Below are 13,666 nucleotides of genomic sequence, written 5' to 3'. Positions count from 1 at the left end.
TGAGTACCCGCCATTTTCTCAAAGTTGTCAAATACCTTGCTGTGCCAACTGTTGCCACCATACTCTTATATCCACAGCCTTACCGAACAGCCCATCGTAGACATCGCCTTTAAATATGACAATTTAAAAACTGGAGTTGTTTTTATCACAATTTCCGAAACGGAGAGGTGTGCCTGTGAAGTGGAATTCTTATACCCATGCTGCTGCTGCTTCCCAACCTAAACCCCTCCGTATAATCACTGCTTCGTCTCCCGTCATATCCAAGATGGTAGAGACTTCATAAGTAGGTTCCTCGCCAGTATCTACAATTATGTCTACCAACTTGTCCAAACGCTCAAATAGCTCTATCCGCGACTGAATAGTTTCAGGATCTATCCGAATCATGCCATTATCTGCTTCATCTGGTGGCAGATGTGCCGAAGTTGAAATAATCGGATTGCCCAAGGCTGCCAGCAACTCCAAACACACTGTATGGTTTGGTACTCTAATTCCAGTAGTTTTCCGCTTGGGGCTTTGCACCAATCGCGGTACTAACTTAGTAGCTGGGAGCAAAAACGTGTATGGCCCTGGAATCAGGCGTTTCATAATCCGATAGTCTGTGTCACTTACGAAGGCATAAGTTGCCACATTTGAAAGCGAGGGACATAAAAATGTCAGTGGTTTATCATTTGCTAGCTTTTTAATTTGCCGCACTCGTTCTACCGCCGACTTAGCATTCAAATCACAACCGATCGCATAGACTGTATCAGTAGGGTAAAGCATGACTGCGCCACTAAAGAGCGCCGACTTTATTTCCTCTATTCGGCGAGTTTGAGGATTATCCGGATGAACTGGGAAAATTTTTGCCATAACACGGTGATTTGGGACTAGGGACTAGGGACTAGGGATTGGGGATAGGGGATTGGGGATAGGGGAGAATAAAAAATGACTAATGACTAATGACTAATGACTAATGACTAATGACTATGAATAAAATTGCTTATCTTCAATGTCCGACAGGAATTTCTGGTGATATGTGCCTGGGTGCTTTGGTAAGTTTGGGTGTTCCTGTGGAGTATTTAATTGAAAAACTCAATGGGTTGGGTATTGAACAGGAATATCAGTTAAGGGCAGAACTTGTCCAACGTAATGGTCAGCAGGCGACTAAAGTCCATGTGGATTTAGTACACGATCGCCACCATCACCACGACCACGATCGCGAACACAGTCATCATCACACACGCCACTTGCCAGAAATAGAGCGGATGATTATCAAAGCGGGGTTGCCACCACGGGCAGAAGCTTGGAGTTTGGCGGTATTTCAACAGCTAGCAGTAGCAGAAGGGGCGGTGCATGGTATTTCTCCTGAAAAAGTTCATTTTCATGAGGTGGGTGCTGTAGATGCAATCGTCGATATTGTGGGTACTTGTCTGGGGTTGGATTGGTTGGGGATCGAGAGCAATGAGTCAGGATTGCCCTTACTTTACTGTTCCGCGTTCCCGACTGGTGGCGGCACTGTTAGGGCTGCACATGGTCAGATGGCAGTACCAGTACCAGCGGTATTAAAGCTGTGGGCAATGCGGGGTTGTCCAGTTTATAGCAATGGCATTGACAGAGAATTGGTGACACCAACAGGAGCCGCGATCGCCACTACTTTGGCAAGAGATTTTGGTTCACCACCTGCGATCGCTATCAAGCAGATAGGACTGGGAGCAGGAACCATAAATTTACCCATTCCCAATATTCTACGCCTCTGGCTGGGCGAAAGCGCAAGTTTGCAGTCAAATTTCAGTGATTTTGAAGATACTAGCTCAAATTTGGAAACTATCTCGGTACTAGAAACCCAAATCGATGATTTGAATCCGCAAGCGATCGGCTATGTGTTTGAGGCGTTGTTTGCGGCTGGTGCTGTGGATGTTTTTACCCAAGCGATCGGGATGAAAAAGTCCCGTCCGGGGATTTTGCTGACTGTGATTTGTCATCCAGAAAATTTACTCAGTTGTGAAGCGGTTTTATTCCGCGAAACCACTACTTTGGGTATTCGGCGAACAACTCAGCAACGCGCCATTTTACAACGGGAAATTCAACAAGTGGAAACGGAATATGGCAAAGTGCGTGTCAAGATAGCATGGAATGGACAATCACCAGAAAAAGTTATTGCAAATGTGCAGCCAGAATATGAAGATTGTGCAGACTTAGCCCGAAAACATAATATTCCCTGGCGCGAAATTCAACGGTTGGCGCTACAGCGTTGGTATTTAGAAAATAGCTGAATCTCCTCGTTCCTCGTTTCCTGTTCCCAGTCTCCGACTGGGAATGCCATCCAAAAGGCTCCGCCTTCCCTCACACATCAATCAACTCTACCTGTATTGACATCCTCCCCACCCTACTGCGTAGAGGGTGGGGATTCCAAAGATCGCTCTTTGGGTTTTCTCTTTCTACGAGTTGATTTGCTTAAAGGAGTTTCCTCATTCAAGCCTTGATCAGTCTCTCCAGAGACGTTGGTTCCGGTGTGACCCACCGTACTCAGACCTTTTTGTAATATATTACGTGCTGCATTCCAATCACGGTCTTGAATATGTCCGCAATGAGGGCATAGATGGGTTCTAGTACTAAGAGTTTTCTTAACTACTTCACCACAATTTGAGCAATTCTGTGAGGTGAAGTGGGGAGGCACGGCAACTGTCACCACGCCAAACACTTTACCAAAATACTCAACCCATTCACGGAACAAAGACCACGACGCTTCATGTATCGATTTAGCCAAGCGATGATTCTTGACCATGTTCCGCACCATCAAATCCTCGTATGCCACGAGGTCGTTAGACCTCACCACGTACCTTGCTGTCTTCACGGCAAAATCTTTACGTTGGCGACTTACTTTGAGGTGCTTACGCGCAAGTTTATTTCTAAACTTAAATCTGTTTTGAGAACCCTTTTTAGTCTTGGACATCCGGCGTTGCAATCGCTTCAAAGACTTCTCGCTTTGCCTTAGATGTCTAGGATTCGCGACTGTTTCACCGTTACTATCGGTGTAGAAATGGTTCAAGCCCACATCAATACCAATGGTTTTACCCGTTGGTTCATGCAATTCTCGTCGTTCTTGGTCAATGCAAAACTGACCATAATACCCATCAGCACGACGCACAACTCGCACTCTTTTAAACTGTTTGAGTTGGTAGAAGTGCAAGTCACGGGTTCCCCAAAGTTTGAAGCTTCCCGCTTCAAATCCATCGGTGAAAGTGATGTATCTCCGGTCCGGTGAAAGTTTCCATCCACAGGTTTTATATTCAACAGAACCATGTGTTTGCTCTTTCTTAAAGCGTGGATAACCTTTCAATCCTTGCTTGCCTTTTTTGCAGTTATCAAAAAACCTGGCAATGGCAGACCACGCTCTTTCAGCACTGGCTTGTCTTGCCATTGAGTTAAGTTTCGATACCCAAGGAAACTCAATGCTGGCTGCAAGCACAGCGCAAAATTTATTCAGGTCATAGCGTCCAATACCCTTGCTATCCATCCAGTATCTAAGGCAACTATTACGCACAAAACGAGCAGTTCTAATCGCTTCGTCAAGCGCTCGATACTGCTCGTTTTGTCCTTCCAGTTTAGCCTCAAATACTATCACTTATGTCTATATTTGGTACATAAACAATATATCATGATTGTTAAAAACTTAGCTACTATGCAGATTCTATTTCGCTCACGCTCAATATCAATCTGCATAGTGCTAAGTTTTTAACCGCTTTACATCCCCCGCCTACGAGACGTTGAGGCGGGGGTCTTACAGCGACTCGATAAACCTAGCTCCCCCATGTAATTGCGGCAACTAGAATACCGCCAATGTACCGGATCATCCACATAACCACGCCTGACTGGATTGTTGTGAATATAATCTAACTTTTGTTTAAACATTTCCTCATCCAAAATCGCCTGCGGATGGAAACCTTCTTGCCAAAGTTGATATTCTTGTTTTGTCTTATGTTTTAATTTGTAAAGCTCAAGCTGGTTAAGTATGTAGTTGGAATTATTTTTCTCAAGTAAGTCAATAATACAACGAGCCGTAAATGATTTAAAATTTCCTATTTCTTTAGATAAACTGGCGGCTGAGGCGATTATATGGAGATGATTTTCCATAATTACGTAACCGTACAAGGTTAAACGCTGCTGACATTGCAGAAAATTCAGGGAATCTAAAATAATTTGTGTAAATTCAACTTTGCCGAATAGTGGTATCCAATTTATAACTGTGCAGGTGAGGAAGTGTGGCTGGGTTCCTAGTACGTGGTAGCGACTGCGTCCCATGATTTATATTTATAGAGGCGGAGCCTCTAGGATGGCATTCCCAGTCGGAGACTGGGAACGAGGGAAATAACTAAGTTAGAGCTTTTGTCAAATATTGTGTCAATGTAAACGCATCTACACCTAATTCGGTACGCTCTTGGGCTGCTAAAATACCGGCTTGTGAATGCCACCAAGCGGCAGTTGCCACTATATCTTCTATGGGAATCTGTTTAGTTGCTGCTTGCGCCAACAGTCCGCCTAGTAGCCCAGTTAACACGTCACCGCTACCGCCACGGGCTAAGGCAGGTGTGCTTTCAGGAATGATCCAAACGCCACCTTGAGGGTTTGCGATCGCAGTTCTCGCCCCTTTCAACAACACTACCGCTCCACTTTGTCCGGCTGCTGACTGTACTGCTTTCACTCTGTCATGTTTGGCATCGGCGACATCAGGAAACAATCGCTCAAATTCGCCAGTGTGGGGTGTGAGTACGGTTACTGCTTGGCGTTTTTTTAACGTGGCGATCGCTCCCATTTGTGCCAAGATATTTAAACCATCGGCATCGAGAATCAGAGGGCGATCGCTTTCGATCACTTCTTGGACAATGGGCGTAGCATCTCGTGTTAAACCGGGGCCACAAGCGATCGCACTAAAGGAACTCAGATCGGTTTTTTCTGGTAATTGTAGGTGAGCGATCGCTCCACTTTCCGTCTCTGGACAACCAACAATTAGCGCTTCTGGCAAGTGTGACACCAAAAGAGATTTCAGGGATTCGGGGACGGCAATCGAAAGCATCCCCACACCACTAGCCCTAGCACCCAAACCAGTTAAAATTGCTCCACCTGCATAGCGCCGCGAACCGCAAATCAGCAGTAAATGTCCTTGCTTATATTTGTGAGTAACTGCTAGACGGGGTAAAGGTAAAATAGCAAGTGCCTTTGCTGGTGTAATACGTTTAATTATGGGGGCATCTTTGAGAACAGCTTCTACATCAGCTAAAGGAATATCAAAATTGATTAACTCAGCTTTACCGAGATATTCCAGCGCTTGATCTTGGAAGAAAGCTAGTTTCCATAAACCCAAGCAAAAAGTGTGAGTGGCGCGAATGGCAGTACCCAATACAACGCCAGTATCGGTGTGTAAACCTGAAGGTAAATCGATACTATAAATCGGCACAGACAATTCATTTAATTGATTAATTGCAGAGGCGATGGGATCAGTTAGGTTTCTTTCTAAACCAAGCCCAAACAACCCATCAATCAATAAATCAGAATCTGGCAGTTGCTCAATTGTTTGATAAATTGGAATGCCCAAACTCTGGGCATATTGCAAGTGCTGTGAAGTTAATTCTTTGAGCTTAGAGAAAGGAGAATAAATCCAAATCTCATACCCGCGAAAGTATAATTCACGGGCTACTACTAAAGCATCACCGCCATTATGACCGGGGCCGACAAGAATTCCCACACGAGAACCCCTTAAAAAGGGAGTGTTTGAAGGAATCTCTGGAATGCGACGGGCAATTAATCCCGCCACCTTTTCCATCAAAGCAACTACAGGCATTCCCGCTGCAAAGATCCGCTTTTCAATATCGCGCATCTGCTGGGCAGTAACTACCACTTGTGAAATTTGTTCTTGCCTATCTTCCATCAGTGCTGTTAGCGATAGCGGGGCGTTTAGCCCGTGCTGAGTTATGAGTTTAATTTTACTCCCCAGTCCCCAATCCCCAGTCCCTACTTATTCACTTCCCGTAGTAAACCCTAGCATTACCGTATCCCATATTTCGCAGATACTTATTCCATTCCTCAGCTTGGAATCGATCGGGGAAAGGCCCTACTGCTACGTGTGGGCCTCGTGGTTGAGTCCTTTCGAGAACTCCGCCAGATCGTCCTAAATCTTGACTAAATCGGCCTAGATTCTGCCTAATTTGTGCTGCGATCGCAGGTAACTGTTCGGAAGTGGCGGGAATGGCGACATAATATCTAGAGACTGGCCTATTAGCATTTATATTACTGCGATCGCCTACAAAATCTCTATTGCCTGGATTTATTTCCTGTCCGTTAGCGAAGCTGATAATCCGAGCGCTATATATGCCTCGCGACTGTAGCTCACTCACCCGTTGTTGGGCGTTAGATACTCTGTTAAAAACTCCTGACTGAATTACATTTCGTCCTTGGTACTGACGAATGTAAGCACTGGGTTCAATCTGACGTATTGCTTGTAGTGTCTGGAAATCACTACCATCAACATAAACTAAATAGCGCTCAAAGTTCTGGTTATATTGACTAAACTGTGCGGGTTGAGAGGGCTGAAAATTCTGCTCAGATTGATTGTTCTGTAATGGTTGAGAGGGCTGAAAATTCTGCTCAGATTGATTGTCTTGTACTGGTTGAGAGGGCTGAAAGTTCACTTCCGGTTGATTGAAATCCTCTGCTTGAGCCGGTTGTAACTGCGGTGATGACTGTTGACCAAAGGGAATTGGCGGTGGCGGTAAACTTTCACCAGTTTCTTGAGCCAGTAGCACGTTGCTATTGGAGATTTGTGCTTGGGCTGCGGTAGAGTCGGGAATCAGTACTAACCATCCTCCCACTAACAAAAAGAGAAGTCTAATAGTGGGCTTCCAACCCTGAGAACTTCGGCGCAGCATCTGAAATGGGATAAATTTACTTGATATTCCTCTCGACATAATAGTTAGAAAGTAGTCACAGTATTTTTAGATAATTTCCATCAGGAACTAATTTAGTTCACCGTTGTAGCAACTATATAGCGTTAACGTAAAGTTAGCTCATCTGCGTGGCAAAAAATACATCTGTAATTAATCTTAGATGAAAGAGTGAATAGCGATGTCTACGATGGGCTACGCCGACGCTAATTCAGTGACTTTAAAACTGAAGCGCTTTGGTAGCAAGGCAATGAAAGAGTGTGTGCTACAATTGGACAACCACGCAGCTTGTCGTGCTTTGTATGAAAAAAGTCGTCGTTGGTCTTTCTGGTGGCGTTGACAGTTCCACCGCCGCAGCTATCCTGCACCATCAGGGCTATGAAGTGATTGGTTTGACTCTTTGGCTAATGAAAGGCAAAGGTCAATGTTGCTCTGAAGGTATGGTTGACGCGGCTGATCTCTGTGAACAATTGGGCGTTCCCCATCAGATTGTAGATATTCGGGATCTGTTTCAGACGCAAATTGTCGATTACCTGGTAACTGGTTACAGTGCTGGGATCACGCCTTTGCCTTGCTCCCAGTGCAATAAAACGGTGAAGTTTGGGCCAATGGTGCATTATGCTCGTGAAGAATTGGGATGCGATCGCATTGCCACTGGTCATTATGCCCGAATTAGCTATGACGAAGCAACTGGACGTTACCAATTATTAAGGGCTGTTGACCGCAACAAAGACCAGTCATACTTCCTCTATGATTTGTCTCAAGATTTACTTGCAGCAACTATATTCCCTTTGGGCGAACTAGAAAAAACTGATACGCGCCGGATTGCGACTGAATACGGACTAAAAACTGCTGATAAGCCAGAAAGTCAAGACTTGTGCTTAGTGGAAAGTAACGGTTCCATGCGGGCATTTCTGGATAAATATTTAGCTCCCAAAATAGGCGATATTGTAGATATCACAGGCAAAGTTTTGGGACAACACGATGGTGTCCATCACTACACCATTGGCCAGCGCAAAGGCTTGGGGATTGCTGCTGCTGAACCGTTGTATGTGATTGAATTAGATGCGGAAAATAATAAAGTAGTAGTAGGCGATCGCACTAAGGTAACTCAACCAGAATGCACTGTAAATCGGGTAAATTGGGTTTCTATTGCTGAACCATCCACCCCAATTCATGCCGAAGTGCAAATTCGCTATCGTTCAACCGCTACACCCGTGACGGTGATTCCGTTGGAAAACTCCCGTGTGCGTTTGGTGTTTGATGAACCCCAAATCAGCATCACCCCCGGACAAGCGGCGGTGTGGTACGACGGCGAGAAAGTGTTAGGTGGCGGAATAATTGAGCAATTTAGTTGAAAATAACTCTTACCCTGTTTTGGCATAAACCAAAACCACCCTTCCTCGCTTGTAAGGAGGGGTATTTTTATTTTTAAATTGGATATATGCCGGAAGAATCTATATCTGACCAGTTTTTGATACAGTTATTAGAAAGCTATACTTCAGCAGAGGCGGCAGAGATTCAACAATACATAAGTGATATCATGTCCGCTTAATAACTTACGATAGTCGTTGCGAGTGCAACGAAGTGGAACGTTCGCAATGACAACTAATCAGCCGGACATGATATGAGTCGGATGCTGCTACTTATACGAGTGTTGCCCAAAGTATCTTAGAGGATGTTTGAAAAGTATTTGGCTGTGATTTTAGGCACTTTGATCCCCCCTAACCCCCCTTAAAAAGGGAGGAACCGGAGTGAAAGTCCCCCTTTTTATCGGGGGATTTAGGGGGATCTAAAATATTTTGATACCGACAAGAGGACTTTTCAAACAACCTCTTAGACCATGCTAATAGAAAAGGAATTTAACCCTTAAAGTATCTACGCAAAGCTCATAACTTTAATAAAAAAGGAGCAATTCGAGTTCCCAAAATTCGATATCGTGGCGATAGTTCGGCTGTATATCGTAAAAGCAATGAATATCTGATTGTCAGACCTGACCAATATGGCACTGAAAAGATAGTAACTTATGGAGTAAATGATGACTAAAGCAATTTTAAATGAGCAATAATTGACTAAGAAAAATATTGTTCAATTGTTAACACAGTTGACTAACGCATATCAAAGTACTCGCACCGAACGACAAGAAATTGCTATTCAGTTTCCACCCGAAGACGAAGAGTTTTCTCTGTTAGAAGAACTTGAACTTTTAACAGTAAATCTCAGAGGTTATGCTAGTCAATTTCAATCCACAGGTCGAATTGTAAATAAAGACCATGTAATTGAGCAATTACAAGCTATGCGAGTTTTAAATGTACCTCAAACTGCGAGTTTTTATTTTGCCAGTAATAACAGTTATGAACAGATAAAGAGTTATATTAGAACGCTAGATTACTTGCGGTTACTGCTGTTGGAATATTTACAGTTTCAGAGTGACTAAAAAAACTCTTTCAAAGCTTGTACGGTTCCAACTTGCCAAGCTCTTTCAACTGTAGCGGCAATAATTTGAGTTAGAGGGATATTTGGAAAGTTAGGACTGTTATCTGATTCGATGTAATGTCCATCCCTGAGTAAATAAATCCTCAGCTTTTTACTATCGTAAATCCATAGTTCTGGAACTGCGATCGCAACGTATGCATCAAGTGTTGTTTTTGATGTCACATCTGTTTCAATTGCCAAATCAGGAGGCGGATCATCTCGTTCTAGTTTGCGACGACCAATCATTCTTTGGTAATTCTGGATGTAGAAGCAAGCATCTGGTTCTACCCCTGCTGTATTTTCCCGCTTGCAGGTGGTTGAACCGAAGGGTTCATAACTTTTCCCGGCGATCTTCAGTAAGATTTTGACAATATCCGAAATTAAGTCCTTTGATTTTTCGTGTTCGGGTAGAGGAACCATAATTTCTAACGTAGACTTGCTGTAAGCAACTCGTAGCGATCGCTTTTCCCCCAATTCCTGCAAAATAGACTCAAATTCCTCCCAACTGATATCCTGGATATTCACTGTACTACCAGGTGTTAACCGCATTTGGCTAACAGGTTTAACAACGGGGGATACAGCAGTCATAAGCATTTTCCTTACAAAGGAACTATTCTGAAACTTGAGGCTGGATTAGCTTTAGCCTAACCTAATCAGATTGCCCAGAGGCTAGTTGCAAAATTTTCCTCCATTCCTCAAACTCTTTTTTTCTCAGTACCAGCATTTGATAAGTTAGTACATAATCTGAAACAATAACAGTTAATACAAAGAGGGGATTACGTTGAGTCACAATCCAGATGCCATAGCCCCCCACGGTGGACAGTTGGTTAACCGTATCGCCACACCAGAACAAAGAGCAGAGTTTCTCTCAAAAGCTGACTTTTTGCCGCGAGTGGAACTTGACGATCGCGCCGTTTCTGATGTAGAAATGATTGCGATCGGTGCTTTTAGTCCCCTGACGGGTTTTATGAACCAGGAAGACTACGATCGCACTGTTACAGAAATGCGATTAGCTAATGGTCTTGTGTGGTCAATCCCGATTACACTATCGGTCAGTGAAGAAGTAGCTTCGCCGTTGCAAGAAGGCAGTTTAATCCGTCTGGATAACTCCAGAGGCGAATTTATCGCAGTTTTGCAACTCACCCAAAAATATCACTACGACAAAACCCGCGAAGCAATAAAAGTCTACCGCACCGATGATGTCAATCATCCCGGCGTACAGGTACTCTATAACCAAGGGACTGTACATCTGGCGGGTGATATTTGGCTGTTGCAACGCGAACCTCATCCCCAGTTTCCCACTTACCAAATTGATCCCGCCGCCTCACGGCAACTATTTAAAGACAAGGGTTGGAAAACCATCGTTGGCTTTCAAACTCGCAACCCCATCCACCGCGCCCACGAATATATTCAAAAGTGCGCTTTAGAAATCGTTGATGGTCTATTTTTGCACCCTTTAGTCGGGGCGACAAAAGAAGACGATATTGCCGCCGACGTGCGGATGCGCTGTTATGAAATTTTGCTGGAACACTACTACCCCTTAGACAGGGTAACTTTGGCAATCAATCCAGCCGCAATGCGCTATGCTGGGCCTCGTGAGGCCATATTCCATGCTTTAGTCCGCAAAAACTACGGCTGTACTCACTTTATCGTCGGACGAGATCATGCTGGCGTTGGTGACTATTATGGCACTTACGATGCTCAGTATATATTTGATGAATTTGCGCCAAGTGAATTAGGCATTGTGCCGATGAAATTTGAACACGCTTTCTACTGCACGCGTACTAAGCAGATGGCAACATCTAAAACTAGTCCTAGTAAGCCAGAAGAACGCATTCACCTATCAGGGACAAAAGTCAGGGAAATGCTGCGGCGCGGTGAATTACCTCCACCAGAATTTTCCCGTCCAGAGGTGGCGGCTGAGTTGGCGCGGGCAATGCGGATAGAAGTGCCGGCTTAGGGTATTGGGCATTGGTTATTAATTATTCTTTCCTGCTGCCTCACTCTTTATACTTTGATCAACAAGCAAACAGCATAAACTGTAACTTTACAATACAGAGTTCAGCCCTGTAAGCTGCTAACTGATAGCTGAGGGCTGATAGCTAATTATGAGACGGCGCACGTTTTTACAGAGAATTGGCTCAATACTCGCGGTATTGGGGGTAACTGAAGCTGAGTGGTTGTCTTTGGGAAATCGCTATTATCAGGCTTTGGCACAACCTAGTCCGCGTAAGTTGGCCTTGTTAGTAGGTATTAACCAATACCCAAAATTTTCAGCACTCAGTGGTTGTCTGACGGATGTCGAACTACAAAGAGAACTTTTGATTCATCGCTTTGGTTTCCAAGGGTCAGATATCCTAACCTTAACTGAGGAACAAGCTAGCAGGGAATTCATTGAGGCGGCTTTTTTGGATCACCTGGGCAAGCAAGCTAAACCCGGTGATGTGGTCGTCTTCCACTTTAGCGGTTATGGAAGCCGTGTCAAATTGGAGACATCACCAGATACAATGCAAAATGCTCTAGTGTCAGCTAATATTAGTCGTGATTCACAAGATGGTAAAATAGTCAACTATATATTAGAAGAAACTCTACTGCGATTATTGCGATCGCTCCCTACAGACCGAGTAACAGCAGTATTAGATACTAGCTATTATGCGCCCAGCCCAGTCTTAGGATTAAAAATTCGCGCCCTTCAGGAGTCAGTAGAGGCAAAGTTAGCAGCAGAGGAACTCGACTTTCTTCAACAACTTAAAACTCAGAAGGTATCCAGCAGTGCGATTGTTTTAGCAGCTACCTCAGAACCAAAGCAGCCGGCAAGGGAAGGACTATTTTCTGGTTTTAGTGCTGGGTTATTTACCTACGCCTTGACACAGTATTTGTGGGAATTTACCCCAGCCACCACAATTCAAGTCGCCCTCTCCGATGTGGAAAATTCTCTATCCAAATTGGGTAGTAAACAGCAGCCAGGGGATATGGAAAACCTCTCTCCTCAGAGGAGAGAGGCTTTGAATTCTCCCCCAACGCTAGTAGGAAAGGGGGCTGGGAGGTTAGGTTTTCCAGATGATGTCGATGGTATGATTGGTGCAGAAGGCGTAGTGAGTGCTATTGAAGAAGACGGCAAAACAGTCCATCTGTGGTTGGCAGGATTACCTCCACAAGTGCTGCTATACTACGGAGTGAATTCTCGATTTAGCCTAGCAACAACAGAGCAATTAGTATTGCGATCGCGGACTGGGTTAACAGCAAAAGCCCAAATTTCCCAAATTGAAGGTGCAAATTCCCTACAAGTCGGGCAATTTGTCCAAGAAGCAGTCCGGGTTTTATCCCGAAATATCCATTTAATAATTGCTTTGGATACTGGATTGGAAAGAATTGAGCGGGTAGACGCCACAAGTGCCTTTGCTGGATTTTCCCATGTCTCCACCGTAGTAGTAGGGGAAAAACCAGCTGATTATCTATTTGCCAAATTACAGCAAACACCTAGTCGCTATGGTCTATTTTCTCTGAGTGGCGAACTAATTCCCAATACCACCGGGGAAGTAGGAGAAGCAGTAAAATTAACAGTGCAAAGGTTAGCGCCAAAATTATCAACCTTGCTAGCAGCCAAGTTATGGCGACTTACAGAAAATCAAGGTTCTTCCCGCTTGGCTCTCAAGATAACCTTAGAAATAATTAATGACATATCACCTCGCGTCATCATGCAGCGCGAAACAGTACGAAATTTCAAAACTGAAACTCCGATTAAAAAATCACTCCCCACTCCGATTGTCCCTATCGGTAGTCGAATGCAATATCGGGTAGAAAACCAGAGCGATCGCCCAGTATATTTAATCTTGCTGGGATTAAACAATAATCATACAGCGATCGCCTTCTATTCTTGGGAAACCCCACAAGAACCAAACACTGTTGACACCAAGCCCCTCCTCAAAGAAGTCGTCATCGCTCCAGGTGAAACCCTTACCCTACCCCAAACTAATACTGCTTCCGAATGGGTGGTTTCAGGGCCAGCTTCTGAGTGCGAACACCAACTGATTTTTAGTACTGCCACCTTTAACGGAACTCTCGCCGCCTTGAACACTGCCAAGTATTCCACAGCCGAACAAGGGCCAATTGGCCGATTGTTGAATTCCTTAGACGTTGTACAAGCCTTGCTACAAGACCTACATAACGCTAGTACCCTCAAAACGGAGATGAACGGTACACCAGCCGATTCACATAGCTTGGATGTGAATAATTGGGCAAGTCTTAGCTTTAGTTTTCAGGTGGTGTAAGTA

12 protein-coding genes are annotated in these 13,666 nt (G+C 44.4%); 6 read left to right on the top strand and 6 right to left on the bottom strand.

Features of this window, described 5'->3' with window-relative positions; all coding sequences use genetic code 11:
* Positions 1 to 189: 189 nt before the first annotated feature.
* Complete coding sequence (locus V7K62_RS28020) at positions 190 to 849, bottom strand: L-threonylcarbamoyladenylate synthase (protein WP_334869958.1); 660 nt, start codon at positions 847 to 849, stop codon at positions 190 to 192.
* A gap of 116 nt (positions 850 to 965) precedes the next feature.
* On the opposite strand from V7K62_RS28020, the gene larC reads away from it, so the two are divergent.
* Entirely contained in the window at positions 966 to 2,252 is a 1,287-nt protein-coding gene (gene larC, locus V7K62_RS28015) for a nickel pincer cofactor biosynthesis protein LarC (RefSeq protein ID WP_334870012.1), read from the top strand.
* 113 nt (positions 2,253 to 2,365) lie between these two features.
* On the opposite strand, the gene V7K62_RS28010 is transcribed toward larC, so the two are convergent.
* The 4 genes from V7K62_RS28010 to V7K62_RS27995 form a co-directional block, all read right to left on the bottom strand.
* Complete coding sequence (locus V7K62_RS28010) at positions 2,366 to 3,604, bottom strand: RNA-guided endonuclease InsQ/TnpB family protein (protein ID WP_334869956.1); 1,239 nt, start codon at positions 3,602 to 3,604, stop codon at positions 2,366 to 2,368.
* A gap of 119 nt (positions 3,605 to 3,723) precedes the next feature.
* The gene (locus V7K62_RS28005; RefSeq protein WP_334869954.1) at positions 3,724 to 4,281 is read right to left on the bottom strand and encodes an REP-associated tyrosine transposase; all 558 of its coding nucleotides are present in this window, start codon (positions 4,279 to 4,281) and stop codon (positions 3,724 to 3,726) included.
* A 70-nt stretch (positions 4,282 to 4,351) separates the two neighbouring features.
* Positions 4,352 to 5,905 carry an NAD(P)H-hydrate dehydratase gene (locus V7K62_RS28000; RefSeq protein WP_334869952.1) on the bottom strand — a complete coding sequence of 518 codons (1,554 nt, stop codon included), beginning with the start codon at positions 5,903 to 5,905 and terminating at the stop codon, positions 4,352 to 4,354.
* 91 nt (positions 5,906 to 5,996) lie between these two features.
* On the bottom strand, positions 5,997 to 6,902 hold the full coding sequence (locus V7K62_RS27995) for a hypothetical protein (protein ID WP_334869950.1): 906 nt from the start codon (positions 6,900 to 6,902) through the stop codon (positions 5,997 to 5,999).
* Positions 6,903 to 7,098: 196 nt separating this feature from the next.
* Here V7K62_RS27995 and V7K62_RS27990 point away from each other — a divergent pair, with 196 nt between their 5' ends.
* The 3 genes from V7K62_RS27990 to V7K62_RS27980 all read left to right on the top strand — a co-directional run bounded on the left by V7K62_RS27990 (position 7,099) and on the right by V7K62_RS27980 (position 9,354).
* The gene (locus tag V7K62_RS27990) at positions 7,099 to 7,257 is read left to right on the top strand and encodes a hypothetical protein (protein WP_334869948.1); all 159 of its coding nucleotides are present in this window, start codon (positions 7,099 to 7,101) and stop codon (positions 7,255 to 7,257) included.
* Complete coding sequence (gene mnmA / locus V7K62_RS27985; RefSeq protein WP_334869946.1) at positions 7,220 to 8,275, top strand: tRNA 2-thiouridine(34) synthase MnmA; 1,056 nt, start codon at positions 7,220 to 7,222, stop codon at positions 8,273 to 8,275. Before V7K62_RS27990 ends, mnmA begins: the two co-directional genes overlap by 38 nt.
* A gap of 710 nt (positions 8,276 to 8,985) precedes the next feature.
* Positions 8,986 to 9,354 (top strand): hypothetical protein, encoded by a 369-nt coding sequence (locus tag V7K62_RS27980; protein ID WP_334869944.1) that lies wholly within the window; start codon positions 8,986 to 8,988, stop codon positions 9,352 to 9,354.
* Here the strand turns inward: V7K62_RS27980 and V7K62_RS27975 are convergent.
* The gene (locus V7K62_RS27975; protein ID WP_334869942.1) at positions 9,351 to 9,980 is read right to left on the bottom strand and encodes a Uma2 family endonuclease; all 630 of its coding nucleotides are present in this window, start codon (positions 9,978 to 9,980) and stop codon (positions 9,351 to 9,353) included. The two genes, V7K62_RS27980 and V7K62_RS27975, sit on opposite strands and share 4 nt — an antisense overlap.
* A gap of 193 nt (positions 9,981 to 10,173) precedes the next feature.
* On the opposite strand from V7K62_RS27975, the gene sat reads away from it, so the two are divergent.
* On the top strand, positions 10,174 to 11,352 hold the full coding sequence (gene sat, locus V7K62_RS27970) for a sulfate adenylyltransferase (RefSeq protein ID WP_334869939.1): 1,179 nt from the start codon (positions 10,174 to 10,176) through the stop codon (positions 11,350 to 11,352).
* A 148-nt stretch (positions 11,353 to 11,500) separates the two neighbouring features.
* Positions 11,501 to 13,663 carry a caspase family protein gene (locus V7K62_RS27965; protein WP_334869936.1) on the top strand — a complete coding sequence of 721 codons (2,163 nt, stop codon included), beginning with the start codon at positions 11,501 to 11,503 and terminating at the stop codon, positions 13,661 to 13,663.
* Positions 13,664 to 13,666: the final 3 nt, after the last annotated feature.

The organism is Nostoc sp., from assembly GCF_036917935.1.
Classification (GTDB): Bacteria; Cyanobacteriota; Cyanobacteriia; order Cyanobacteriales; family Nostocaceae; genus Nostoc.
The sequence above is the reverse complement of the archived record's forward strand: the minus strand, read 5'-3'. Positions and strand labels throughout refer to the sequence as shown.

What these genes read in the sequence shown, in the direction of transcription:
- V7K62_RS27995 (WP_334869950.1), bottom strand. Translation starts at nt 6,902, where the DNA reads ATGCTGCGCCGAAGTTCTCAGGGTTGGAAGCCCACTATTAGACTTCTC.
- V7K62_RS27975 (WP_334869942.1), bottom strand. Translation starts at nt 9,980, where the DNA reads ATGACTGCTGTATCCCCCGTTGTTAAACCTGTTAGCCAAATGCGGTTA.
- V7K62_RS27990 (WP_334869948.1), top strand. Translation starts at nt 7,099, where the DNA reads ATGTCTACGATGGGCTACGCCGACGCTAATTCAGTGACTTTAAAACTG.
- V7K62_RS28000 (WP_334869952.1), bottom strand. Translation starts at nt 5,905, where the DNA reads ATGGAAGATAGGCAAGAACAAATTTCACAAGTGGTAGTTACTGCCCAG.
- V7K62_RS28020 (WP_334869958.1), bottom strand. Translation starts at nt 849, where the DNA reads ATGGCAAAAATTTTCCCAGTTCATCCGGATAATCCTCAAACTCGCCGA.
- mnmA (WP_334869946.1), top strand. Translation starts at nt 7,220, where the DNA reads ATGAAAAAAGTCGTCGTTGGTCTTTCTGGTGGCGTTGACAGTTCCACC.
- V7K62_RS28005 (WP_334869954.1), bottom strand. Translation starts at nt 4,281, where the DNA reads ATGGGACGCAGTCGCTACCACGTACTAGGAACCCAGCCACACTTCCTC.
- larC (WP_334870012.1), top strand. Translation starts at nt 966, where the DNA reads ATGAATAAAATTGCTTATCTTCAATGTCCGACAGGAATTTCTGGTGAT.
- V7K62_RS27965 (WP_334869936.1), top strand. Translation starts at nt 11,501, where the DNA reads ATGAGACGGCGCACGTTTTTACAGAGAATTGGCTCAATACTCGCGGTA.